Annotated in this window: 20 protein-coding genes; 6 read left to right on the forward strand and 14 right to left on the reverse strand. The window is 68.7% G+C overall.

All coding sequences use genetic code 11. From position 1 onward, the window contains the following. Positions 1 to 19: 19 nt before the first annotated feature. Genes pilQ through ASE76_RS13395 form a run of 5 tightly spaced genes read right to left on the reverse strand, consistent with a single transcriptional unit; the run spans position 20 to position 5,136 of the window. Complete coding sequence (gene pilQ / locus ASE76_RS13375; RefSeq protein WP_055840274.1) at positions 20 to 2,182, reverse strand: type IV pilus secretin family protein; 2,163 nt, start codon at positions 2,180 to 2,182, stop codon at positions 20 to 22. Next, positions 2,179 to 2,718: a pilus assembly protein PilP gene (locus ASE76_RS13380; protein ID WP_055840275.1), complete on the reverse strand. Its 540-nt coding sequence runs from the start codon at positions 2,716 to 2,718 to the stop codon at positions 2,179 to 2,181. Before ASE76_RS13380 ends, pilQ begins: the two co-directional genes overlap by 4 nt. After that, positions 2,715 to 3,395: a type 4a pilus biogenesis protein PilO gene (locus tag ASE76_RS13385; protein ID WP_055840277.1), complete on the reverse strand. Its 681-nt coding sequence runs from the start codon at positions 3,393 to 3,395 to the stop codon at positions 2,715 to 2,717. Before ASE76_RS13385 ends, ASE76_RS13380 begins: the two co-directional genes overlap by 4 nt. Before the next feature lie 8 nt (positions 3,396 to 3,403). Beyond that, on the reverse strand, positions 3,404 to 4,060 hold the full coding sequence (locus ASE76_RS13390) for a PilN domain-containing protein (protein WP_055840279.1): 657 nt from the start codon (positions 4,058 to 4,060) through the stop codon (positions 3,404 to 3,406). Next, entirely contained in the window at positions 4,057 to 5,136 is a 1,080-nt protein-coding gene (locus ASE76_RS13395) for a pilus assembly protein PilM (RefSeq protein WP_055840281.1), read from the reverse strand. Before ASE76_RS13395 ends, ASE76_RS13390 begins: the two co-directional genes overlap by 4 nt. A 245-nt stretch (positions 5,137 to 5,381) precedes the next feature. Here ASE76_RS13395 and ASE76_RS13400 point away from each other — a divergent pair, with 245 nt between their 5' ends. Then, on the forward strand, positions 5,382 to 7,802 hold the full coding sequence (locus ASE76_RS13400) for a penicillin-binding protein 1A (RefSeq protein ID WP_082448476.1): 2,421 nt from the start codon (positions 5,382 to 5,384) through the stop codon (positions 7,800 to 7,802). A gap of 107 nt (positions 7,803 to 7,909) precedes the next feature. Here ASE76_RS13400 and cyaY read toward each other — a convergent pair whose 3' ends face one another. Beyond that, complete coding sequence (gene cyaY / locus ASE76_RS13405; RefSeq protein ID WP_055840284.1) at positions 7,910 to 8,251, reverse strand: iron donor protein CyaY; 342 nt, start codon at positions 8,249 to 8,251, stop codon at positions 7,910 to 7,912. 35 nt (positions 8,252 to 8,286) lie between these two features. On the opposite strand from cyaY, the gene ASE76_RS20100 reads away from it, so the two are divergent. Together ASE76_RS20100 and lysA are read left to right on the forward strand one after the other, a co-directional pair. Next, on the forward strand, positions 8,287 to 8,607 hold the full coding sequence (locus tag ASE76_RS20100) for a lipoprotein (protein WP_236698434.1): 321 nt from the start codon (positions 8,287 to 8,289) through the stop codon (positions 8,605 to 8,607). Next, complete coding sequence (gene lysA, locus ASE76_RS13415; RefSeq protein WP_055840286.1) at positions 8,604 to 9,890, forward strand: diaminopimelate decarboxylase; 1,287 nt, start codon at positions 8,604 to 8,606, stop codon at positions 9,888 to 9,890. The genes ASE76_RS20100 and lysA overlap by 4 nt, the downstream gene beginning before the upstream one ends. Positions 9,891 to 10,014: 124 nt before the next feature. Here the strand turns inward: lysA and ASE76_RS13420 are convergent, their stop codons facing one another. The 5 genes from ASE76_RS13420 to ASE76_RS13440 all read right to left on the reverse strand — a co-directional run bounded on the left by ASE76_RS13420 (position 10,015) and on the right by ASE76_RS13440 (position 16,380). Then, positions 10,015 to 10,668, reverse strand: a complete 654-nt coding sequence (locus tag ASE76_RS13420; protein WP_055840288.1) for a sulfite oxidase heme-binding subunit YedZ — start codon at positions 10,666 to 10,668, stop codon at positions 10,015 to 10,017. Positions 10,669 to 10,803: 135 nt separating this feature from the next. Continuing rightward, positions 10,804 to 11,802: a protein-methionine-sulfoxide reductase catalytic subunit MsrP gene (gene msrP / locus ASE76_RS13425; RefSeq protein ID WP_055840289.1), complete on the reverse strand. Its 999-nt coding sequence runs from the start codon at positions 11,800 to 11,802 to the stop codon at positions 10,804 to 10,806. 112 nt (positions 11,803 to 11,914) lie between these two features. After that, positions 11,915 to 13,285, reverse strand: coding sequence for a c-type cytochrome biogenesis protein CcsB (ccsB, locus tag ASE76_RS13430; protein ID WP_055840290.1), 1,371 nt, complete (start codon positions 13,283 to 13,285; stop codon positions 11,915 to 11,917). A 31-nt stretch (positions 13,286 to 13,316) separates the two neighbouring features. After that, positions 13,317 to 15,494: a cytochrome c biogenesis protein ResB gene (locus ASE76_RS13435; RefSeq protein WP_055840291.1), complete on the reverse strand. Its 2,178-nt coding sequence runs from the start codon at positions 15,492 to 15,494 to the stop codon at positions 13,317 to 13,319. Between the two features lie 142 nt (positions 15,495 to 15,636). Beyond that, the gene (locus tag ASE76_RS13440; RefSeq protein ID WP_055840292.1) at positions 15,637 to 16,380 is read right to left on the reverse strand and encodes a c-type cytochrome; all 744 of its coding nucleotides are present in this window, start codon (positions 16,378 to 16,380) and stop codon (positions 15,637 to 15,639) included. Between the two features lie 84 nt (positions 16,381 to 16,464). Between ASE76_RS13440 and yihA the strand changes: the two genes are divergently transcribed. Both yihA and ASE76_RS13450 read left to right on the forward strand, forming a co-directional pair. Then, positions 16,465 to 17,229, forward strand: coding sequence for a ribosome biogenesis GTP-binding protein YihA/YsxC (gene yihA, locus ASE76_RS13445; protein WP_055840293.1), 765 nt, complete (start codon positions 16,465 to 16,467; stop codon positions 17,227 to 17,229). A 160-nt stretch (positions 17,230 to 17,389) separates the two neighbouring features. Beyond that, complete coding sequence (locus ASE76_RS13450) at positions 17,390 to 18,340, forward strand: alpha/beta fold hydrolase (RefSeq protein ID WP_055840501.1); 951 nt, start codon at positions 17,390 to 17,392, stop codon at positions 18,338 to 18,340. Positions 18,341 to 18,603: 263 nt separating this feature from the next. Here ASE76_RS13450 and ASE76_RS13455 read toward each other — a convergent pair whose 3' ends face one another. Together ASE76_RS13455 and ASE76_RS13460 are read right to left on the reverse strand one after the other, a co-directional pair. Then, the gene (locus ASE76_RS13455; protein ID WP_055840295.1) at positions 18,604 to 19,485 is read right to left on the reverse strand and encodes a lysophospholipid acyltransferase family protein; all 882 of its coding nucleotides are present in this window, start codon (positions 19,483 to 19,485) and stop codon (positions 18,604 to 18,606) included. Continuing rightward, positions 19,482 to 20,363, reverse strand: coding sequence for a lysophospholipid acyltransferase family protein (locus ASE76_RS13460; protein WP_055840297.1), 882 nt, complete (start codon positions 20,361 to 20,363; stop codon positions 19,482 to 19,484). The genes ASE76_RS13455 and ASE76_RS13460 overlap by 4 nt, the downstream gene beginning before the upstream one ends. Positions 20,364 to 20,514: 151 nt before the next feature. Between ASE76_RS13460 and metK the strand changes: the two genes are divergently transcribed. Continuing rightward, complete coding sequence (gene metK / locus ASE76_RS13465) at positions 20,515 to 21,696, forward strand: methionine adenosyltransferase (protein WP_055840299.1); 1,182 nt, start codon at positions 20,515 to 20,517, stop codon at positions 21,694 to 21,696. Positions 21,697 to 21,974: 278 nt separating this feature from the next. On the opposite strand, the gene ligD is transcribed toward metK, so the two are convergent. Beyond that, positions 21,975 to 24,527, reverse strand: a complete 2,553-nt coding sequence (gene ligD / locus ASE76_RS13470) for a DNA ligase D (RefSeq protein WP_055840301.1) — start codon at positions 24,525 to 24,527, stop codon at positions 21,975 to 21,977. Between the last annotated feature and the right edge of the window lie 78 nt (positions 24,528 to 24,605).

Here is a 24,605-nt window from a genome sequence, read left to right on the forward strand (position 1 = left end):
CCTTCGGTCGATGTCAGTCTCAGCGCGCAGCCGTGCGGTCCGCGATCATTTTCGGCGTGATGAACACCAGCATTTCCGTCTTGTTCGAAATCCGCGAGCGGTTCTTGAACAGGTTGCCGGCGATCGGGATATCGCCCAGCAAGGGGACCTTGGTCTCGTCCACCGTCTCGTTCAGTTCGAAAATTCCACCGATTACCACCGTGCCGCCGTTCTCGACCACCACTTGCGTCTTGACGTGCTTGGTGTTGATGGCGATACCGCTCGACGTCGTCTCGCCACGCGAGTCGCGGGTGATGTCGAGGTCGAGGTCGAGAATGATATTTCCTTCCGGGGTGATTTGCGGGATCACTTCCAGCTTGAGCACGGCCTTGCGGAACGCGATGGAGGTGCCGCCGGTCAGGCCACCGGCGTTCTGCTGGTAGGGATACTCGGTACCTTGCTCGATCAGCGCCTTGACCTGGTCGGCCGTCACCACGCGGGGGCTCGACACCACTTTGCCCTTGCCGTCCGCTTCCAGGGCCGACAGTTCCAGCGCCAGGAACCGGTTTGCTGCCGAGTTGAAGATCGACAGGCCGAAGGTGGCGGCGGAGCCGTTGGTGCTGGAGACCACCGGCAGGTTGACGAAGTTGCCGCTCGTGTTGACCGTGCCGCCCGCACCGGCCGAAGCCACTGCGTTGGCATAGCCGGTGCCGATCGCGACCCGGTTGTCGCCGCTGAGCTGGTAGCCGCCGTTGCCGCCGTTCTGGGCGCGCAGGTCGCCGCCGCCCAGGCGGACGCCCAACTGCCGGCTGAAGGTGTCCGAGGCTTCGACGATGCGCGCTTCGATCAGCACCTGCCGCACGGCACGGTCCAGACGAGAAATCAGCTCCTGTACCTGGACCAGCTTGGCGCCGGTGTCGGTCACGAACAGCTGGTTGGTACGCGGCTCGGCGATGGCACTCCCACGCTCGGTCAGGAACCGCGCGTTGTTGGTACCGCCGGTGGGGATGCCCGAACCGGGAATTCCGACGCCCAGCAGCTGCGGCACCATCTCGATCGCCTTGGCGTAGTTCAGCTGGAATGCCTGCGTACGCAGCGGCTCCAGCTTCTGGATCGCCAATTCGGCTTCCAGATCCTTCTTGGTCCGTGCATCGATTTCGTCCTTCGGCGCGATCCACAGCACGGTGCCGTTCTTGCGCATGCCGAGGCCCTTGGCGTCCATGATGATCTGGAGCGCCTGGTCCCACGGAACGTCCTTCAGGCGCAGCGTGAGCGTGCCGACGACGGTGTCCGAGGTGACGATGTTGAAGTTGGTGAAATCGGCGATCACCTGCAGCAGCGAGCGCACCTCGATGCTCTGAAAGTTCAGCGACAGCTTCTCGCCCGAGAAACCGGGGCCCTGGGACAGCTTGTTGAAGTCGGTCTTCTTCGGACGCACTTCGATCACGAACTGGTTGTCGCTCTGGTAGGCGCTGTGCTCCCAGTCGCCGCGCGGCTGGATCGTCATGCGCACCCGCTCGCCGACCTGCGTCGTCGAGATGGTCTGGACCGGCGTGCCGAAGTCGGACACGTCCAGCTTGCGGCGCAGGCCTTCGGGCATCGAGGTCTGCAGGAAATCGACCACCAGCGCGGGGCCCTGCTGGCGCAGGTCGACACCGACCTGGTTGCTCGGCAAGGTCACGACGATACGGCCGGTGGCGTCGTCGGCCCGGCGGAAATCGATGTCGCGCAGGGCCGCCACGTCAGAAGTCGACGGTTCGGCAAAGGTGGCACGGGTTTGGGACGCAACGGCAGCGGGCGCCGCAGGCGCCAGCGATACCAGCAGCGAGCGCCCCTGGATCTGCGCGGTGTAGGTCGTCGCCACTTTCAGGTTGAGCACGACGCGGGTGCGGTCGCCCGCCTCCACCACCATGGCCGACCGCAGATTGCCCTGGTTGAGCTCGACCGCGTTGCGGCCCAGGCCGTTGGTGGTGCCCGGAAAGTCGAGCGCGATACGCGCGGGCGACTGGATCGCGAAGCCGGTCGGCACGGCCGCGAGCGGCTCCGAGAAATCGACCCGCAGGATTTCCGACCCGCCCTGCACCGAGCCGGAGATGGATTGGATCGCGCCTTGCGCGTGCGCCGCGATGCCGTGAAGCAGGGTTGCAGCGAACAATGCGCCGCAGAGCATGGTGCTCTGCATCCGCCGGGACCAGTTTTTCATTTCGACCTTTCCTGCAGCTGCAAGCTCGTGACGCGTTCCACCCAGTCGCCGGTGGCGTCGGGCACGATCTCGCGCAACGTAATTTCGGTTTCCGTAATCTTCAACACCCGGCCGAAGTTCTGGCCGAGGTACTCGCCTACGCGCACCTGGTAGAGCAGGTTGTTCGCCCGGACCAGCCCGACCGGCTTGCCGGCCTTGACCATGCTGCCGACCATGGCCATCGCATCGAGCGGGAATGCTTCGAGCGGCTCCTTGCGGCGCTGCATCTCGGGCGTGATCAGCGCCTCGTTGGCCGAAGAGCGGGAGGAATCGCGGCGCAGGGCCTGCGTGAGCTTCTCCGCATTGAACGGATCGACCGTGTTCTGCTGGGTGTAGTCCTGCGGCGTGAACTGCTTGGGTTCGGTCAGCGGCGTGATGCGGGGCCGCGTCTGCGCCTTCTGCTCGTTCATCCAGGCCTGGATTTCCTCCTGGCCCGATCCGGCGCAGCCACCGAGGAGCGCCGCGCACACGGCGAAGAAACCGACGCGACGCATCATTTGGCGGCCCCCGGTGCAGCCGTCGCCTTGCGCTGGGCGGCGATCTCGTCCGCGTCGAGATAGCGGAAAGTGCGCGCGGTCACGTCCATCACGAGACCTTCCTTGTCTTTTTCCTTGGCAGGCGAAATCGAGAGATTGTTGAGCGTCACGATCCGGGAAAGATGGGCGATGTCGGAAGCGAAGGCGCCCATGTCGTGGTAGCGGCCAGTGACCCGCACCGCGATCGGCAGCTCGGCGTAGTACTCGCGCACCCGGATCTCGCCGGGGCGGAACAGTTCGAACTGCAGGCTGCGGCCCAGGCCGGCCTGGTTGATGTCCGACAGCAGCGCCGACATCTCGGACTTGCTGGGCAACTGCTTCTCGAGCTGGAGCACGTACTGCTGGACCTGCTCGCGCTGCTGCTTCAAGGCTTCGAGGTTGACCGCCTTGGCGAGCTTGACCTGGTAGTCCTTGCGCAGGGTCTCCTCCTTGGCGACCTCGGACTCCAGCTGGGTCTGGTAATCCGAGAGCCAGAGGTACCACAGCGCACCGACCACCGCCGCGGCCAGCAACAGGCACAGCAGCCCGCGCGGCACGACTGGCCAGAGCGAGGGATCCTTGCGGTCGAGGTTGCGGAACTGCCGCGACAGCTGGTCGAGCCTGATCGACGGTGCTTTGGGGGACTTGCGGGTGGCCATGGCGAACCTCAGGGGCGGACAGCCGCGGGAGTGGTGGCGGGCGCAGCCGCCGGCGCCGCACGCTTGGCAGCGGCCTCCGCCGCGGCGGCGGCGGCCTGCACTTCGCTGGAGCGCAAAAGCCGCAGCGAAATGGTGAAGTTGGCGACGCGGCGTTGGTCCCGCGCCGACAACGCGACCGTGCCGGTGACGATTTCCACCAGCTGCGGCTGGGCGAACCACGGCGTGCCGCTGCCCAGGTTGCGCAGCAGTTCGGACACCCGCTCGTTCGACTGGGCAGAACCCTTGATCGTGACGTTCTGCTCGACCTGCTTCAAGTCGGTGAGGTAGACGCCGTCGGGCAGCTGCTTGACCAGCTCGTTGAGCAGGTGCACCTGCAGGTTGCGGTCGGACTGCAGGTCCTCGACCGCCTTCTGGCGGGCGCGCAGCGCGGCGATCTCGGATTCGAGATTCGCGATTTCCTTGATCTGCGATTCCAGCCGGGATATCTCGGTCTGCAGGAATTGGTTGCGGCCCTGCTGGTCGTCGATCTGGGCCTGGTACCACAGGTAGATGCCGCCGGCGATGAGCACGCCGAAGAGGGCCGCCGCGACCAGCGACGCATTGAACGCATCGCGTCGGCGCTTGCGGGCCGCTTCGCGGTGCGGCAGCAGGTTGATCAGAATCACTGCAGGAACCTCCGCATGGCCAGGCCGCAGGCGGTGAGATAGGAGGCGGATTGCTGGACGGCCTTCTTGGCGCGCACCGAGGAGCCGACCTCCATGCCTTCGAACGGATTGGCGAGGCTGCAGGCGAAGCCCGACTGGCGGGCGACCGCCTCGGCCAGGCCGGGGAGCGACGCGGAGCCACCGGCCAGCATCACGTGGTCGACCCGGTTGTAGGGCGTGCTGGTGAAGAAGAACTGCAGCGCGCGCACGACTTCGGCGGCCATGTTGTCGACGAACGGGCGCAGCACGGCGGTGTCGTAGTCGTCGGGCAGTTCGGCGTTGCGCTTCTTCGATTCGGCCTCTTCCGGCGAGAAGCCGTACTGGCGCACGATCAGCTGGGTGAGCTGGCCGCCGCCGAACGCCTGCTCGCGCTCGTAGAGCACTTCGTCGTTGCGGATGACCTGCAGGCCGCTGGCGGCGCCGCCGATCTTGAACAGGGCCACCACCGCGCCGACGCCCTGCGCGGGCAGGGTCTCCAGCAGTCGGCCGGCGGCCAGGCGGGCGGCATAGGATTCGATGTCGAGCACCACCGGCTTCAGGCCGGCGGCTTCGGCCAGGCCCTGGCGGTCCTGGACCTTCTCGCGGCGGGAGGCGGCGATCAGCACCTCGACATCGCCCGGCGAGCCGGCGCTGGGGCCGATCACGCAGAAATCGAGGCTCACCTCGTCGAGCGAGAACGGGATGTACTGGCTGGCTTCGGATTCGACCTGGACTTCGAGCTCCAGCTCGCTCAGGCCTTCGGGCAGGACGATCTTCTTGGTGATCACCGCCGACGAGGGCAGCGCCAGGGCGACATGCTTGGCGCGGGCGCCGCTCTTCTTGACCAGGCGGCGCACCGCCTCGGCGACCTCGTCGAATTTCTCGACGTTGCCGTCGACGATCCAGCCGCGCTCCAGCGGTTCGATCGCGCAGCGCTCGAGGACCCACTGGCCGCCCTTGTTGCGCCCGAGCTCCACCAGCTTGGCACTGGAGGAACTGATGTCTATACCCAGCAGCGGCGCGGCTTGGCGCTTGAACAGCGACCCCGAAGAGATCAAGTCGGCCCCCTGAAGTGAATTGGAAAAGACAGTGCAACAAAAGCTAACACTTCACACTGATGCTATCAGTAACTTTTCGGAATCTCCAAGCGCGGGTGCCCGGCCTGTCGCCGCTCGTTGCCAAAACAATACGTTCTCTGCAATATGCCCGGGCGACGACCCTCGGGCGGCCGATGGTTGCAGGCAGGGCCGCCCGTGCCCTGCCGCAATTTTTATAATGCGCGGTTACCCCCAAGCGAGACGCCATGCCCTCCTCCCCGAAATCTCCGGACGCGCCACAGGGCTCTCCGCGCCGCCCACAGAAGGACAAGCTGGTCTCGCTCGGCAAGGCGGGCTGGCTCACCTGGCTGTTGCGCGCCCTGCTGGCGATGGTGGGGCTGGTCGTGGCCGGGGCGGTATCGCTGGTGCTGGTCATCGCGGTGGCGCTGGCCGTGGCCTACCCCAACCTGCCCGACATCTCCGATCTGGCCGACTACCGGCCCAAGCTGCCGCTGCGGGTGTACTCGACCGAGGGCGCCCTGCTGGGCGAGTTCGGCGAGGAGCGGCGCAACCTCACCCCGATCGCCGACATCCCCAAGGTGATGATCGACGCGGTGCTGGCCGCCGAGGACACCAGCTTCTACAGCCACGGCGGCGTCGACTACAAGGGCGTCCTGCGGGCGGGCCTGGCCAACCTGAACCGGGCCAAGAGCCAGGGCGCCTCCACGATCACGATGCAGGTGGCGCGCAACGTGTACCTGTCGTCCGAGAAGACCTTCACCCGCAAGATCTACGAAATCCTGCTGACCTTCAAGCTGGAGCACATGCTCTCGAAGGACCGCATCCTCGAGATCTACATGAACCAGATCTACCTGGGCAACCGGGCCTACGGCTTCGCCGCGGCCTCCGAGGCCTACTTCGGCAAGCCGCTGCAGAAGATCACCGTGGCCGAGGCGGCGATGCTGGCCGGCCTGCCCAAGGCCCCCACCGCCAACAACCCGATCAACAACCCGCGCCGCGCCCGCGGCCGCCAGCTCTACATCGTCGACCGGATGGAAGACGCCGGCTTCATCACCCGCGACGAAGCGAAGCAGGCCCGCACCGAGGAACTGAAGATCCGCACCGGCCCCGACACCACCCGGGTCCATGCCGAGTACATCGCCGAGATGGTGCGACAGCTGATCTTCTCGCAGTACGGCAACGAGGCCTACACCCGCGGCCTCAACGTCTACACGACGGTGAACGCCGGCGACCAGGACGCCGCCTACCGCGCCCTGCGCAAGGGCCTGATGGACTACGAGCGCCGCCAGATCTACCGCGGCCCCGAGGAGTTCGTCACCCTGCCCGCCAGCGGCAGCGAACTCGACGAGGCGGTCGACGATGCCCTGGCCGACCGTCCCGACAACGGCGACGTGCTGGCCGCGGTGGTGCTGGAGGCCGGCCCGAAGAAGATCGTGGCGATGCGACCCGGCGGCGACCGGATCGAGATCACCGGCGAAGGCCTGCGCCCCGCCCAATCCGGCCTCAGCGACAAGGCGGCGCCGAACATCCGGCTGCGGCGCGGCGCGGTGGTCCGCGTCGTCAAGACGCCGAAGGACACCTGGGAGATCACCCAGATTCCCGAGGTCGAGGGCGCCTTCGTCGCGCTCGACCCGCGCACCGGCGCGATCAAGGCCCTGGTCGGCGGCTTCGACTTCGGCAAGAACAAGTTCAACCACGTGACGCAGGCCTGGCGCCAGCCGGGATCGAGCTTCAAGCCCTTCATCTATTCGGCCGCGCTCGAGAAGGGATTCACCCCCGCCACCGTGATCAACGACGGCCCGCTGTTCTTCGACGCCGGCACCACCGGCGGCCAGCCGTGGGAGCCGAAGAACTACGGCGGCACCTTCGACGGCCCGATGTCGATGCGCAAGGCGCTGGAGAAATCAAAGAACATGGTGTCGATCCGTATCCTGCAGTCGATCGGCACCAAGTACGGCCAGGACTGGATCACCCGCTTCGGTTTCGATGCCGACAAGCACCCGGCCTACCTGCCGATGGCCCTCGGCGCCGGCGCGGTCACGCCGATGCAGCTGGCCGCGGGCTACTCGGTCTTCGCCAACGGCGGCCACCGGGTCAATCCGTGGCTGATCGCGAAAGTGACCGACCAGAAGGGCCGCGTACTGCTCGAGACCACGCCCCCGCCGCTCGACCAGAGCAACCAGACGATCGACCCGCGCAACGCCTTCGTGATGGACAGCCTGCTGCAGTCGGTCGCGCGCTACGGCACCGCCGCCCGCGCCCAGGCGGCCCTGAAGCGGCCCGATATCTACGGAAAGACCGGCACCACCAACGATTCGATGGATGCCTGGTTCGCCGGCTTCCAGCCGACGCTGGCCGCCATCTCCTGGATCGGCTACGACACCCCGCGCAACCTGGGCGACCGCGAGACCGGCGGCGGCCTGAGCATGCCGGTGTGGATCAGCTTCATGGAGTACGCCCTGAAGGGCGTGCCGGTGGCCGAGATGCAGCCGCCCGCCGGCGTGGTGAACGTGGGCGGCGAATGGTTCTACGACGAGTACGCCCGCAACGGCGGCATCCCGAGCCTGGGCACCGAGGCCGCCGCCGGCGCGACCGATCCGGGTGCACAGCAGGCGCCACCCGCGCCCGAGGAGCGCAACCGCATTCTGGATCTCTTCAAGAACTAGGCTCGCCCCCAGGCTGCGCACTGCGTGTCTTCGCCTACCCCCTGCCGGAGGCGATACCGGTGGCCCGGCAGAGCCGGTTCCACGGTATACCTGGTTTGGGAGACTCGCTAGTTGCCGGGAGTGTTGTTAAAACCGATCGTCACGCCGGCCTGGGCGGCGGTCTCGCGTTGCAGGATGGCGAGGAGTTCGCCCTGGCCCTTGGTGTCTTGCCAGGCGGCGCCGTCCCACTTGAAGTGGTAGCCGCCGGAGCGCGCCGCCAGCCACAGCTCGTGCAGCGGCCGCTGCATGTTCAGCACCAGCTGGCTGCGGTTGCGGAAGGTGAGCGTGACCATGCCGCCGGAGCGCTGGCTGTCGATGTCGGCATCGGTCTCCTCGTTCACCCGGTCGCAGCTTTCCTCCACGGTCTGGAGGAGGTGCTCGGCGCGGTCGAGGAATTCGAGGTCGGTCATACAATTTGCGGATGTTGAAAGTCCACGGAATTCTAGTGAGAGCGCTTGTCCTTGCCGGCAGTGCGGCGGCGCTCGCCGGCTGCGGCCAGAAGGGGCCGCTCGCGTTTCCGCAAGGACCGGCGGCCGCCAACCGCGCCACCCTCGTCGAGACGCTGAAGTTTCGCGTGACCGGCGATCCGCAGCAGAAGAAGGCCGCGCCGGGCACCGCGCCCGCGGCGGCCGCCGCACCGGCCGCATCCGCCGCCGCCACCAACGCGGCACCCGCCACCCCGCCCATGACCGAGCAGTCGTACGACCTGATGATGGTGCCCGAGAGCACCATGCCGCCGGTCACGGCACCCAACAACACCCCATGACCCTCACCGCCCTGCCCGGCCAGCCCCAGCTGGCGTACCGCGGCGACACGCTCTTCCTGGAAGAGGTGCGCCTGTCCGACCTGGCCGCCCGCTACGGCACGCCGCTCTTCGCCTATTCCAAGGCGTCGATGCTGTCCGCGCTGGCCGCCTACCAGCGCGGCTTCGCCGGCCGCGATGCGCAGATCTGCTATGCGATGAAGGCCAACTCCTCGCTCGGCGTGCTGCAGGTCTTCGCCCGCGCGGGCTGCGGTTTCGACATCGTCTCGGCCGGCGAATTGAAGCGGGTGATCGCCGCCGGCGGCGATCCGCGCAAGGTGATCTTCTCGGGCGTCGGCAAGACCCGCGCCGAGATGCGCACCGCGCTCGAGGCCGGCATCGGCTGCTTCAACGTCGAGAGCACCGCCGAGCTCGAGGTGCTGCACGAGGTGGCGACGGAGCTGGGCACGCAGGCGCCGGTGAGCATCCGCGTCAACCCGAACGTCGACCCGCAGACGCACCCCTACATCTCCACCGGCCTGAAGGGCAACAAGTTCGGCGTGGCGCACGAGGAGACCGTCGCCACCTACCAGCGCGCCGCGTCGCTGAGCGGACTGCGCGTAGTGGGCATCGACTGCCACATCGGCTCCCAGATCACGCAGGAGAGCCCTTACCTCGATGCGATGGACCGCATCCTCGACCTGGTGGCCGCCATCGAGGCGGCCGGCGTGCCGCGGCTGCAGCACATCGATTTCGGCGGCGGCCTAGGCATCGACTACCAGGGCGACACGCCGCCCGCGGCCGACGCCCTGTGGGCCCAGCTGCTCGCCAAGATCGATGCCCGCGGCTACGGCGACCGCAAGCTGATGATCGAGCCGGGCCGCTCCCTGGTCGGCAACGCCGGCGTCTGCCTGACAGAGGTGCTCTACCTGAAGCCCGGCGAGCAGAAGAACTTCTGCATCGTCGATGCCGCGATGAACGACCTCCCCCGCCCGGCGATGTACCAGGCCTGGCAGGCGATCGTGCCGTTGGAGCGCACGCCCGATGCGGCAGAGCGCCCGGCCTACGACGTGGTCGGCCCGATCTGCGAAAGCGGCGACTGGATCGGCCGCGACCGCCACCTGGGCCCGGTGCAGGCCGGCGACCGGCTGGCGGTGCTGTCGGCCGGCGCGTACTGCATGAGCATGTCGAGCAACTACAACACCCGCGGCCGGGCCGCCGAGGTGCTGGTCGACGGCGACCAGGTGCATCTGATCCGCGAGCGGGAGTCGGCGGAAGACACGTTCCACAAGGAGCGGCTGGTTTAGCCGGGAGCCGATCCCAGGCGCTTGCCGCCCGGGATCGCTATGGATTAGATAGCATGATGCCGGCGTCCAGCGCGGACTTCGGGCACTGATCTAGCGCAAAGCCGCGCTGCACGCCGGCCCGCTGCTATCGTTTTCGAATGGCGGCAGCAGGCGCAGGCGTGGCAACCGACTGCCGTGCCGCCCGCTTGCGCAGCGCCTGCACCACCCGGAATCCCAGCAGCACCGCGATGATCGCCGCATACACGAACACCTCGTTGAAGTTGTTCTTGCCGGCCCGCATCCAGAAGAAGTGCAGCAGCCCCAGCCCTGCGATCAGATAGATCAGCTTGTGCAGCGCCTGCCAGCGCTTGCTGCCCAGCGCCTTGATCGCCCGGTTGAACGAGGTGGCGGCCAGCGGCGTCAGCAGCAGGAAGGCGGCGAAGCCGACCAGGATGAACGGCCGCTTGGCGATGTCCTTGGCGATCTCGGGCACGTCGAAGCCCATGTCGAACCAGCTGTAGCACAGCAGGTGCACCACCACGTAGAAGTACGCGAAGAGCCCCAGCATCCGCCGGTAGCGCGCCAGGCCGTTCCACTTGCTGATCACCCGCAGCGGCGTGACGGCCAGCACGATGCAGATGAAGCGCAGCGTCCAGTCGCCGGTGGCGCGGATCAGCGCCTCGGCCGGGTTGGCGCCCAGCGTGTCGGCGAACGCTCCGTAGGCCAGCCAGGCGAAGGGCAGCAGGCACAGCAGGAACACGACCGGCTTGGCCGCAGGGTGCAAAAGCAGCTTGTTCATCGGATGTTTGTTATTGCAGCGCCGCATGGAGCGGTCGCCGTGGTTTTTCCGAAAGCACCTTCAGATGGCGGTGTCGCCTTTTCCGAAAGGGATGCCGAAACCTGCGACGCGTCGCGCCGAACGCGGGTCCGGCGTCTAGAAGTTCTTCTTCAGGTCCATGCCGGCATAGAGTTGGCCGACCTGCGCCTCGTAGCCGTTGAACATCTCGGTCTTGCGGCGCTTGGCGAAGAGGCCGCCGCCGTCGCCGATGCGCCGCTCCGACGCCTGGCTCCAGCGCGGATGGTCGACGTTCGGGTTCACGTTGGAATAGAAGCCGTACTCGTTGGCCGCGGCCTTGTTCCAGGCGGTGGACGGCTCCTTGTCGGTGAAGCGGATCTTGACGATCGACTTGGCCGACTTGAAGCCGTACTTCCACGGCACCACCAGCCGCACCGGCGCGCCGTTCTGGTTGGGCAGCACCTCGCCGTACATGCCGAAGGACAGCAGGGTCAGCGGGTGCATCGCCTCGTCCATCCGCAGGCCTTCGGTGTAGGGCCAGTCGAGCACCGCCGAGCCGACGTAGGGCATGGTCTTCTTGTCGGCCAGGGTGACGAACTCGACGAACTTGGCGCCGGGCTGCGGCTCGACCTTCTTGATCAGCTCGGCCAGCGAGTAGCCGACCCACGGGATCACCATCGACCAGCCCTCTACGCAGCGCAGCCGGTAGATGCGCTCTTCCTGGGCGCTGAGCTTGATCAGGTCCTCGATGCCGTACTTGCCCGGCTTCTTGACCAGGCCCTCGATCTCGACCGTCCAGGGTTTCGTCTGCAGGGTGTGGGCGTTCTTGGCCGGGTCGGCCTTATCGGTGCCGAACTCGTAGAAGTTGTTGTAGGTGGAGGCGTCCTTGTAGTCGGTCACCTTCTCTAACGCCATCGCGCCGGCCACCGACGACTTGGCACCGGGCAGCGGCGCCAGCTTGCCTGGCGCGGCCGTCTGGGCCAGTGCCTCGCGGCCGGCCCAGGCGGCCAGCGCGCCGCCCGCAGCGCCGCCGGCCAGCAGCTTCATCATCCTGCGGCGGTCTTCGTAGACGGCGCGGGGCGTGATCTCGCTGGCGCGGGGATGGTCGAAGCCGGAGGAAGAGGATCGGATGGGCATGGGAGGCCTTGTGGTCGAGGGGGAGGTGCAAGCGGGGCTGCTGACGGAAGGTTCTACGCGCCGGCCGCCCTGGCGGTTTCAGCGTGTTTCCAAGCGTTCGAGCGGCCCGGAGCTAAAGCGTTCCGTAGCTGTGCAGTCCGCTCAGGAACATGTTCACGCCCAGGAAGGCGAAGGTGGTCACCGCCAAACCGACCAGCGCCCACCAGGCCGAGATCGCGCCGCGCATGCCCTTCATCAGCCGCATGTGCAGCCAGGCGGCGTAGTTGAGCCAGACGATCAGTGCCCAGGTCTCCTTCGGGTCCCAGCTCCAGTAGCCGCCCCAGGCCTCGGCCGCCCACAGGGCACCCAGCACGGTCGCGATGGTGAAGAACGCGAAGCCGACCGCGATCGACTTGTACATCACGTCTTCCAGCACCGGCAGGGCCGGCAGCTTGGAGGCGATGCGCTTTCGGCCCAGCAAAATGCCGGCCACGATCAGCGCCGAGACGCCGAAGTACACCGCCCAGTAGCTGCCGCCCGGCTCCGACACCGTCTTGCGGAACACGATCGGCTCGAAGCAGAGCACCACGCCCAGCGCCCACAGCGGCGCCAGCCTGTACCAGCGGGTCTCGCCCGCCTGCTGCTTGATCAGGTAGGCGAAGGCGACCATCGCCGCCATCGCGAAGGTGCCGTAGCCGATGAAGTTGGCGGGCACGTGCAGCTTCATCCACCAGCTCTTGAGCGCCGGTACCAGCGGCTGGATCTCGTGGGCCTCGCGCACCACCGTGTACCAGAGCAGGAAGCCGACCGCCGCGCTCACCACCAGCATCACGAAGGCGCCGAGCGCCCGGGTCTGGTACTGGTCCTCGTAGTACAGGTAGAAGGTGGTGGTGAGCCAGCAGAACAGCACGAAGACTTCGTAGAGGTTGCTGACCGGGATGTGGCCCACGTCGGCGCCGATCAGGTAGCTCTCGTACCAGCGCACCAGGGTGCCGACCAGTGCCATCGTCACGCCGGCCCAGGCGATGCGCGACCCCAGCAGCGAGAGCGCCCTGCCCTCGCCGCGCGAGAACATGCCGATCCAGTAGAAGACGGTGCTCATGAAGAACAGCATGCTCATCCACAGGATCGCCGACTGGCTGGAGAGGAAGTACTTGAGCCAGAACACGCTGTCGGCCCGCGCCAGGCTGCCCTGGCCGTCGACCTGGTAGGACACGATGCCCAGCAGCGCCAGCGCCGCCGCGCCCACCATCAGCAGCCGCAGCGGCCGCCAGAACCAGCCGAGCCAGACGGCGGCCGGCACGCAGCCGACCAGGATCGCCTTCTCGTAGACGTCCATGAAGCCGCCGTAGCGCAGGAAGGCGAAGGCGCCGCCCGCGGCGACCAGCGCGGCGAAGACCCAGTCGAGCGCGCTGCGCCGGCTCCAGAAGCCTTCGTGCAGGGTTTCCGTGCGGTGTGCAGATGCGGTGCCTGCAGGCGCGGTGACGGTGGTGGCGGTGTTCATCGGGAGGCCTTTTCGTGTCTCTTGTCGTTCGCTAGGTGCGCGGCAAAGTATCTGGCTCCGGCGGCCCTGCGGAGCCGAGCAGCTTCTGCTGCAGGTGGGCGAATTCGCGGTCGCCGTCCATCGTCTTGCGGTTGGACGACATCGCCATCATGGCGTGCGCGGCCTCGGCCCGCGGCGCGACCCAGACCCAGAGCCGGCGCTCGCGCACGTAGAGCATCGCAAAGATGCCCACGATCAGCAAGGCGCAGCCCAGGTAGACGACCGTCTTGCCCGGCGCCCGTGCCACCTGGAACACGCTGGCCTGCACCTGGGTGAAGTCCTGCAGCCGGAAGGCCATCGGCGCCGGGTACAGCGCCATGTCGGAGAGCGAGAGCACCGCCTGGGTCATGAAGCCGCGGGTCGCCTCGTCGGCCGGCAGCGGCGCCTGTCCGGCGGCGCGGCGCGTGTCCTGGGCCAGCTCGAACAGCGCGCCGTTCAGGATGCGCACCAGCACCTCGCCGGCACGCGCGCGCTCGGCCTCGGGCACGTTGGCCTCCATGAAGTCCGAAATCGCCTGCAGCCCGCCCTGGCGCGCGGCGGAGCCCTCGGCCGCCTCCGGGTCGCCGGCGAACAGCGCCAGCGCGCGGCCGGCCGACAGCGCCAGCTGCGCGCCCAGCTCCGGCCGCGCCGGATCGACCGCCTGCGTCGCGTAGCGCTGCACCGCCGCCGCGCGGCGCGCCGGGTCGGCCAGCGCTGCGTGCAGCCGCAGGAAGCCGTCCATCGCGCCGTTCTCGTCGGCGGGAATGCGCAGGTAGCGGAACTCCTCGGCCGGCGTGGCGCGCATGCCCAGCAGGAACACCGGCACGCCGTCGCCGGTATCGACCGGCAGCATGTAGTTGTGGAACTCCCGCGCCTGGCCCGCCGCGTCGCGCAGCCGGTAGGTGATGCTCGGCCCGACGTTGCGCAGCTCCTTCTGCGTGACCGTCTTGTTGGCCGCGCCCAGGCGCGCGTCGATGGCCGAGCGCAGGTCGACCTTGCGCACGTCGACGCTGCCCGCGCCGACCTTGCCGCCGGCGAAGTTCTCGACGTTGATGGTGCGCAGCGCGGTGTACTCCAGCGTCATCTTGCCGGCCGCGCCGCCGCTGCCGTCGGCCAGTTCCGACGAGCCGCCCACCGTGCCCTCGATCTCGAAGGGCTTGACCGCGGCGCGGCCCGGATGCATCGGCACCGCCTGCAGCACCACCCGCGAGCCGCCGTCGTCGAAGCTCGACTGGTAGATCTCGACGCCCTTGAAGCTCGCCGGGTGGTTCACCTCGATGCGCGCCGGATGCGCCGCGCCGGTGGCCTTGTCGTGGATCACCACCTCGCTCGCGAAGAGCTTGGGCATGCCGGTGGAGTAGTAGTCGACGATGAACTTCTTCAGCTCGATCGAGAAGGGCAGCTCCTGCACCAGGATGCCGTCGGACTGGTTCAGGATCGCGTTGCTCGACTGCGTGCCTTCGGCCACCAGGATGTTGCCGCGGAAGGTGGGGTTGGTGTCGGCCAACCGGTGCCGGGGCGCGACGTCGGCGATCATGCCGCCGCCGGCATAGGGCGTCTTGCCGTGCAGCAGCATCTGGGCGCGCACCACCAGGTCGCCGTCGAGCAGCCCGCCGATGCAGACCAGCACGATCGCGCTGTGCGCCGCGATGTAGCCGATCTTGTTGGCCGCGCCGGCCTTGGCCGCCACCATCCAGCCGGTGCCGGCCGCGGTGCTGCGCTCCTGCAGCCGCACCCGCCAGCCGCCGCCGGCCAGCAGGCCGCCGATGCGGCGGGCGGCGGCCTCGGGCGCCTCGGGCAGGTCGGCCTCGGCCCGCTGGGCGAAGGCGCGCAGGCTCTGCTCGCGGATGTTCTCCTTGTAGACCTTCAGGTCGGCCAGGATGCGCGGCGTGCTGCGGCCGATGCACAGCGAGGTGCTCACCACCAGGAACGCCAGGATCAGCAGAAACCACCAGGCGCTGTAGACCCGGTAGAGCCCGGCCGCATCGAACACCTGCGCCCAGAAAGGCCCGAACTGGTTGACGTAGTTGCCGTAGGGCTGCTGCTGCTGCAGCACCGTGCCGATCACCGAGGCGATGCAGATCACCGTCAGCAGAGAGATCGCGAAGCGCATCGACGACAGCAGCTCCAGCCCCGCACGCAGCGCATGCGAGCCGGAATGGACGCGGATACCGTGGGTCGAGACAGACATGGGCGGTGGAGCGGGGGGCCGGTTCGGGAAAGTGGAATGGACGAAGACCGCCGAGGCCGTCCCAGCAAAAAGGGCGGGCCATCCTGTGGAGGATCGGCCCGCCCTTCTTGGAGTGCTGTGGGGTCGTTAGTTCAAGCCGCGCTCAGCGAAGGCCGGCGATGTAGTCGCCCAGGGCCTTGATTTCGCGGTCGTTGAGCTTGGCGGCGACGCCGTGCATCACCGCGTTGTTGTTGCGCACGCCGTCGCGGAAGGCGACCAGCTGGGCGGCGGTGTAGTCGGCATGCTGGCCCGACAGGCGCGGGTACTGCGACGGGATGCCGGCGCCGTTGGGGCTGTGGCAGCTGGCGCAGGCCGGCACCGCACGGTCGGCGATGCCGCCGCGGTAGATCTTCTCGCCGACGGCGACCAGCGCCTTGTCCTTGGCGAAGCCGGGCTTGCCGGCTTTGGCCGTCAGCCAGTAGGAGATGTTGCGCATGTCGGCATCGCTCAGCTGCGCGGCGAAGCCCTGCATGATCGGGTTCTTGCGCTTGCCTTCCTTGAACTCCTGGAGCTGCTTGACCAGGTACTCGGGGTGCTGCGCGGCCAGCTTGGGCTGGGCCGGCACCGACGAATTGCCGTCGGCCCCGTGGCAGGCGGCGCAGACCGCGGTGTACTTGGCCTCGCCCTGCGCCAGGTCGGGCTTGGCACGTGCCGCGCCGGCGGCGGGCGCCGGTGCCGGCGCGGCCGCCGAGGCGGTGCCGACCGGTGCGCCCGCCGAGGGCGCGTCGCCCTTGGCCGCCGCCCCTGCGGGTGCACCCGCGCTGGTGGGCGCCGCGTCTGCGGCCACGACCGGAAAAGCAGGCACCGCCAGCGCAGCGGCGGTCAGCAAGGAGGCAAGCAGCTTCATATCGAGGGTCTGTGTTATGGGCGCAAAACCTCATGATTCTACAATGGTGCCTCCCGGGGTAATCCCTGCTCTGTACCCCGCGCCATGACCGATACCCCCCTCGTTTCCCCTAGCAACGGCACCGCCGACACCGTGGCAGCGGCACCCGCGGCCGACGGCAAGACCGCCATGGGCTGGATGCACACCGCGCGCTTCCTGACCACCGCCGCCCAGCTCCACCACCTGCCGCCGCTGCACCTGCCGGAGATCGCCTTCGTCGGCCGCTCCAACGCCGGCAAGTCGACCTGCATCAACACCCTGACCCAGCAGAAGCAGCTGGCCTTCGCCTCCAAGAAGCCGGGCCGCACCCAGCACATCAACCTGTTCAGCCTGGGCAAGCAGGGCGTGCACGACGCGGTGCTGGCCGACCTGCCCGGCTACGGCTACGCCGCCGTGCCCAAGGCCGACAAGGTGCGCTGGCAGCGGGTGATGGCCAACTACCTGGTCACCCGCGAGAACCTCACCGGCGTGGTGCTGCTCTGCGACCCGCGCCACGGCCTGACCGAGCTCGACGAGATCCTGCTCGACGTGATCCGCCCCCGCGTGGCCGAAGGCCTGAAGTTCCTGGTGCTGCTCACCAAGGCCGACAAGCTCACCCGGGTGGAAGGCACCAAGGCGCTGCAGATCGCCAAGCTCAACGCCGGCGGCGGTGAGGTGCAGCTGTTCTCGGCGCTCAAGAAGCAGGGCGTGGACGAGGCGGCATTGCGCCTCTGGCACTGGGCCCATCCGGTCGGCGGCTTCGTCTCGAACGTGGAAGACCACCCACAGGCAGAAGGCGACATTCCGGAAGAACTGCCCGACGCCGACTGAGGAACCTCGGGCCCTACCCCGCGGCCCACGCCGCGGCGGCGGGCGCAGCGCCGCCCACGTGCTGAGCCCTGCGCGACAGTTTCGGGCCTCTTTCAGGGCTGCAGCCGTTGCGCTGCGCCGGCATCCCGCTACGCTTTCCATAGCAACAACGGAGATGCCCATGATCGACACCTGCTCCCACGCCCTGCCCCACGGCATCACCCTGGCCTGCCGCACCGCCGGCGCGCCGGGCCGGCCGGTGCTGCTGTTCCTGCACGGCTTTCCCGAGGGCGCCTTCGTCTGGGACGCGCTGCTGGAGCATTTCGCCGATCCGGCGAACGGCGGCTACCGCTGCGTGGCGCCGTGGATGCGCGGCTTCGGACCCTCCAGCGCGCCTGCCGAGGTGGCCGCCTACCGCGCCAAGCACCTGGTGCAGGACATCGCCGCGCTGGTCAATGCCGAGGCCGGCCCCGGCGGTGCGCTCGCCGCGCTGGTGGCCCACGACTGGGGCGGCGCGGTCGCCTGGAGCTTCGCCAACCAGCACCCGGCGCGGCTGCGGCAGCTGGCCATCGTCAACGCGCCGCATCCCGGTGCCTTCCTGCGCGAGCTGAACGGCAACCCTGACCAGCAGGCGGCCAGCGCGTACATGAACTTCCTGATCCGCCCCGATGCCGAAGCGCTGCTGGCCGAGGACGACTTCCGCCGCCTCTGGGAGTTCTTCACCGCCATGGGCGCCGAGGCCGCCCCCGGCTCACCCGGTGCGCCCGACGGCGCCGGCTGGCTCACGCCCGCGGTGAAGGAGCAGTACCGCGCCACCTGGCGCGCCGGCTTCACAGGCGGCTGCAACTACTACCGCGCCTCGCCGCTGCGCCCGCCGCGCGCAGGCGACCCGGCCGCCGCCGCGATCACCCTGCCCGACGCGATGCTGCAGATCGCCGTGCCCACCCTGCTCGTCTGGGCCGAGGACGACACCGCCCTGCCGCCCGCCCTGGCCGAGGGCCTGGATCAATGGGTACCCCGCCTCACGGTGCACCGCATTCCGCGGGCGACGCACTGGGTGGTGCACGAGCAGCCCCAGCGGGTGATCGGCCTGATCGCGGACTTCCTCCACACGGCCGATGCTACGAAATAGATAGCTGGCGGCCGGCGCAGGACGCCGGCTACAGGCACTTTCCGTTCAAAAAAACGATGGAATGCGTGTGCCGGGCGCACGGGACAACGGCCTCGGTGTTCCGAGCGGCTACGCCGGATTTCCGCCATATCCCTCGGGCACCCTCTCCGCGCAACCACCGCCCGGCGGTTCCCAGGGCACGGCGGGTCCGGCTCCGCCGGTCCGCCAGTGCCGCCCCAGGAAGGGGGTTGGCGAAGACGCGAAGCGCGGAGCCTGGGGGCGAGTCAATACACGCCGGGCTCGCCCTCCGGCCGCGTCTTGAACCGCTTGTGCACCCAGTAGTACTGCGCGGGCATCGTGTCGATGTAGCCTTCCAGCCGGCGGTTCACCAGCGCGGTGTCGGCCAGCACGTCGTCGGACGGGAAGTCCTGCCACGACGGCAGGATGTCGACCGTGTAGCCGGTGGGCGTGAGCCGGGGCAGCACCGGCACCACCTTGGCGCGGCCCAGCCGGGCGAAGCGCGGCACCGACGGCAGCGTGGCCGCGGTCACGCCGTAGAAGGGCACGAAGACCGAATCCTGCGGGCCGAAATCCATGTCGGGCAGCAGGTAGAGCACGCCGCCGTCGCGCACCGCGCTCAGGATGGTCTTCATGCCGGTGGTGCGGGTGAAGACCTTCGAATCGCCGAAGCGCAGCCGGCCTTCGCGCACCCACCGGTCGAGCGCCGGATCGGACTGCGACGAGTAGATCGAGAACCAGCGCCGCACCACCTGCATCGAGATCGTGGTGGCCGCCGCGTCCAGCCCGTAGAAGTGCGGGCAAAACAGGATCGTCGGCGTCTCCTCGCCCTGCGGGCCCGGCTGCAGCTCGTGCACCGCGCCCTGCAGCACCAGCCGGCGTTCCAGCACCCGGCGCGGCGCATGCCAGAGCCAGCCGCGGTCGAGCCAGGTCTGGGCAAAGACGACGAAGGTCTGCCGCGCCAGCGCCCGGCGCGCGGCGGGCGACCGGTCGGGAAAGCACAGGCGCAGGTTGGTCTCGGCGATGCGGCGCCGGCCGCCCAGCAGCAGGAACAGCGCCTGGCCGAGCAGCCAGCCCAGCGCGCGCACCCACGACAGCGGCAGCACCGCCATCACGCGCATGAACATCACCCACATCCGGCCGATCATGCGGCGCCCTCCCCGGTCGTCGCCGTCGTCGTTTCGGTAGTCGCCGCGGATGCAGCCGGCGCCTCGGCGCGCGGCGCCTTGTAGCGGGCGTAGCCCCACAGGTACTGCTGCGGGCACTGGCGGATCAGCCGCTCCATGTCGGCGTTGAGCGCATCGACCGCATCGTCGAGCGCGGCGGGCAGCGGCGCGCTGCGCGCCTCGACATGCACCCGGAAGCCGCGGCCGCGCGGCAGGCGCTCGCTCCAGGCCAGCAGCACCGTCGCGCCCGACTGCTGGGCCAGGCGCGCCGCCAGCGTCATCGTGTAGGCCTCGCGGCCGAAGAAGGGCGACCAGCGGCCCATGCCGTCGGGCGGTACCTGGTCGGGCAGAAGTCCGACGGCCTCGCCGCGCTTCAGGGCCCGCAGCATCTGCCGCACGCCGGCCAGGGTGGTGGGCACTGCGGCCAGGTGGGGCCGGTCGCGCGCCGCGGCCATGGTGCGGGCCAGCCAGGGCTGGCGGGCGGGGCGGTAGAGGATCGTCATCGGGCCGTGGCGCGGGCCGTAGTCGGCGGCCAGCGCCTGGGGCGAGGCCTCGAAGCCGCCCAGGTGCGGCGTCAGGAACAGGATGCCGCGGCCGGCCGCGTAGGCCCGGGCGATGGAGCCGCCGTCGTCCCACCGCCAGGCCGGCGGCGTGCCGAACCACAGGCGCGGCACCTCGGCCACCATCCGCCCGGCATGGGCCACCGCGCCGCGCACCGCGCCGAACGGCAGGCCCGCCTGCCGTGCGTTGGCCAGGAAGCGCCGACGGTACGGAGCCGACGACAGGAACGCCACCCACCCCAGCACGGCACCGAGCAGGTGCAGCAGGGGCAGCGGAAGCCGGGAGAGGAGACGGAGCATCGGCAAAAGAGCGGACGGCGCGGGCTAGAATGCCCCGGTCGCCGAGTTAAATGAGCAACTTGCAGGGCGACGTTAAAAACTACTGCTAAAGCGTTCGCCAAGGCTCCAGGCCCGGGCAGCGCCCCAAGCCGCAACACTGGAGTTTATGCAAATGGCGAACGACTTTCTCTTCACTTCCGAATCCGTCTCCGAAGGCCATCCCGACAAGGTGGCCGACCAGATCTCCGACGCCATCCTCGACGCGATCTTCGAGCAGGACCCGCGCAGCCGCGTCGCCGCCGAGACGCTGACCAACACCGGCCTGGTGGTCCTCGCCGGCGAGATCACCACCAACGCGCACGTCGACTACATCCAGGTCGCCCGCGACACGATCAAGCGCATCGGCTACGACAACACCGACTACGGCATCGACTACAAGGGCTGCGCAGTGCTGGTCGCGTACGACAAGCAGAGCAACGACATCGCCCAGGGCGTCGACCAGGCGTCCGACGACCACCTGAACACCGGCGCCGGCGACCAGGGCCTGATGTTCGGCTACGCCTGCGACGAGACGCCCGAGCTGATGCCCGCGCCGATCTACTACGCCCACCGCCTTGTCGAGCGCCAGGCCCAGCTGCGCAAGGACGGCCGCCTGCCCTTCCTGCGGCCCGACGCCAAGAGCCAGGTGACGATGCGCTACGTCGACGGCAAGCCGCACAGCATCGACACGGTGGTGCTCTCCACCCAGCACCACCCCGACCAGAGCGAGACGCCCAAGACGATGAAGGCCAGCTTCATCGAGGCGGTAATCGAGGAGATCATCAAGCCGGTGCTGCCCCAGGAGTGGCTGCAGGACACCAAGTACCTGATCAACCCCACCGGCCGCTTCGTCGTCGGCGGCCCGCAGGGCGACTGCGGCCTGACCGGCCGCAAGATCATCGTCGACACCTACGGCGGTGCCTGCCCGCACGGCGGCGGCGCCTTCAGCGGCAAGGACCCGACGAAGGTCGACCGCTCGGCCGCCTACGCCGCCCGCTACGTGGCCAAGAACATCGTCGCCGCGGGCCTGGCGCGCCAGTGCCAGATCCAGGTGGCCTACGCGATCGGCGTGGCCCGGCCGATGAACGTCACCGTCTACACCGAAGGCACCGGTGTGATCCCCGACGACCAGATCGCCAAGCTGGTCACCGACCACTTCGACCTGCGCCCGAAGGGCATCATCCAGATGCTCGACCTGCTCCGCCCGATCTACCAGAAGACCGCCGCCTACGGCCACTTCGGCCGCGAAGAACCCGAGTTCACCTGGGAGAAGACGGACAAGGCTGCGCAGCTGCGTGCAGCTGCAGGCCTGTAAGCCAGGCCGGCCGCGCAGCGGGGACGCCGCCTTGCGCCACGAGGCTGCACCGCCGTGCGCTGCGGCGGGCCTGCGGACCGTGTTCATGGTGCAGCGCAACATCGAAATTTACGGTCTGACACACCCGGCGCGTCAACCTGCCGTAGCGCCCGCCCGTTGTAGTGCGACCTAAGGAGTTCGCCATGCCCACACCTGCAACCCTCCCCGTCACCGGTCCCCGCCCCGCCGCCTGCTGGCCCTACGACGAGCGCGACCGCAAGCGCTGACCCGCCGCTTCGCTACGCCCTGCCGCCGTTGCGGGCCAGCGCCTTGAGCGCAGACGACAACGACACGGCCGCGGCGGCATAGCCGGCCCAGGGTGCATTGCCCACCCGAAGCCGCGCATCGACGGTCTGCACCGTCCAATGCGCACCGCTGGTGAGCGTCTCCAGCTCATCCCATTCCAGCGGAACCGAAATTCCCATTCCCGGACGCGACCGTGCCGACCAGGCCGCCACGGTCGTGGCGCCGCGTCCGTTGCGCAAAAAATCCACGTAGATCTTGCCCACCCGGTTGCGGGGCCCGCTCTTGGCGACGAAGCGCGAGGGAATGGTGTGCGCCAGGTGCTGCGCCACTGCTTCCGAGAACCCCTTGACCGCTTCCCAGCCGTGGAGTCGCTTGATCGGCACCACCACGTGCAGGCCCTTGCCGCCGCTGGTCTTCAGGAACGCGGGCAGGCCGAGCTCTTCCAGCGCCACCCGCACCAGCACCGCCGCCTGCTGCACCTGCTCCCAGGGCACGCCCTCGCCGGGGTCGATGTCGAAAGTCATGCGGTCGGGCCGCTCGATTCGGTCGTGGCGGGCGTTCCAGGTGTGGAACTCCAGCACGTTCATCTGGGCGGCCTGCAGCAGGGCCTCGGCCGAGGCCACCTCCAGCAGCGGCGCATGGTCGGGGTCCAACGCAGGGTCGAGCCGCCGCACAGCCGGCATGCCCTCGCTTTCCGCATGCTTCTGGAAGAACAGCTCGCCGCCCACGCCCGACGGCGCACGGACGAGCGACGCGGGCCGCCCCTGCAGGTGCTCCAGCATCAGCGGCGCCACGGTGGCGTAGTAGCGGACCAGATCGATCTTGCGCAACCCGCTTTCCGGATCGATGACGCGGTCGCCGTGGGTCACCTTCAGGCCGGCCGGCAAGGCGTCGGGCGCAGTCTTGCGGGCGGCACGGCTCTTATTCGTCGGGGGATCGAGGGCCACGGGGCGCTCCTGCACGATGGCGCGCGCCGGCTTGTCGCTGCGCAGTCCGTGGAACACCGCATGCCGGATGCGGTGGGTGCGCGTCCATTGTGCGAAGGACACTTCGGCCAGAAGAACCGGCCGCACCCAGTGCGCGCCGCGGGCGATGCCCGTCGTGTCCGTGAACGGGCTTTTGTCTGCGCCATGCGTCGCCAGGGCTTCGTGCAGCGTCCGCAGCGTGCGGTCGCTGAAGCCGGTGCCGACATTGCCCGCGTAGCGCAGTGTGCCGTCATCGTCGTGCACGCCCAGCAGCAGGGAGCCGAGGCCCTGGCGCGATCCCTTCGGATCTGTGTAGCCGCCGATCACGAACTCCTGGCGCTGGCCGCACTTGATCTTGATCCAGGCGGCCGAGCGGCGACCTGTGTAGGGCGCGTCGCGCCGCTTGCCGATGATGCCCTCGAAGCCGAGCTTGCAGGCCGATGCGGCAAGGTCGTGCGGCGGCGCGTCGAAGGCTTCGCTGAACCGCACGCGTGTAGCGCCCCCGGCGTGCTCCCCGAGCATGGCCTGCAGCCGTGCCCGGCGGTCGTCGAGCGGCAGCGCGCGCAAGTCATGGCCGTCGTGAAACGGCAGGTCGAACAGGTAGTAGACCAGGGCGGCCGTACCCGTGCCCGGCCGGGTCGGCTGCTCGAAGGCGTTTTGCAGGGCCTGGAAATCCGGCGCGCCGTCGCGCCCCAGCACCACCACCTCGCCGTCGAGCCAGCCCGAGGTGAAAGGCAACGCCTCGACCGCCGCGGCCAACGCCGGCATGCGCTCCGTCCAGTCGAGCCCGTTGCGGGTGAAAAGCCTGGCCTTGCCGCGCTGCTTGCGGGCCAGCAAGCGGTAGCCGTCGAATTTCAGTTCGTACAACCATGCATCGGCGTCTGCGGGCGGCGCGTCCACCAGCGTGGCGAGTTGCGGCGAGAGTTTCTCGGGCAGTGCCGCGGACTTGCCGCGGACGGGTTGCGCAGGCTCGGCAGCGGGCGTCTTCGCCGCCGGCGGGCGCTTCGGCGCGTCCGGATCGGGCAGGCTGCCGACGCTGTCGGGTAGCGCCTCGACCACATCGAAATCGGCAGACGGCCGCGCATGGTCGTCGTCTTCCTTGATCAGCAGCCAGGGCGGCTGCTTCTCCTCCGAGGCACGCTTGCCGTGCATCCGGACCAGCGTCCAATGGCCCTGCAGCTTGTGGCCGTGCAGCGCGAACTTCAGCTTGCCCGCTTTCCAGCCGCGTGCAGGATCGTCCTGCGGCGCCCAGGTGCCCTTGTCCCAGACGATCACCTTGCCGGCGCCATACTGCTTGGGCGGAATCTGCCCTTCGAAAGTGTTGTAGGCGATCGGATGGTCTTCCACCTGCACGGCCATCCGCTTGTCGTGCGGGTCTAGGCTGGGGCCTTTCGGCACCGCCCAACTCTTCATGGTGCCGTCGATCTCCAGCCGCAGGTCGTAATGCAGCCGGCTGGCCCAGTGCTTCTGGACGACGAAACGCAGCGCATCGACGCTTGTCTCTCCGCCCTCCTCAGGCTCCGACGTGATGCTGAAATCTCGTTTTCGCCGGTAGGCTTCAAGAGGGTCGGGGCGGGTCATGAAATCCAATCTAGCCCGCGTGTTGCGTACCAACAATCAGACATGTCCTACGTCGTGTCGACTGCCCCGGCAGCCTGC

This window comes from Xylophilus sp. Leaf220 (assembly GCF_001421705.1).
Lineage (GTDB): Bacteria > Pseudomonadota > Gammaproteobacteria > Burkholderiales > Burkholderiaceae_C > Xylophilus.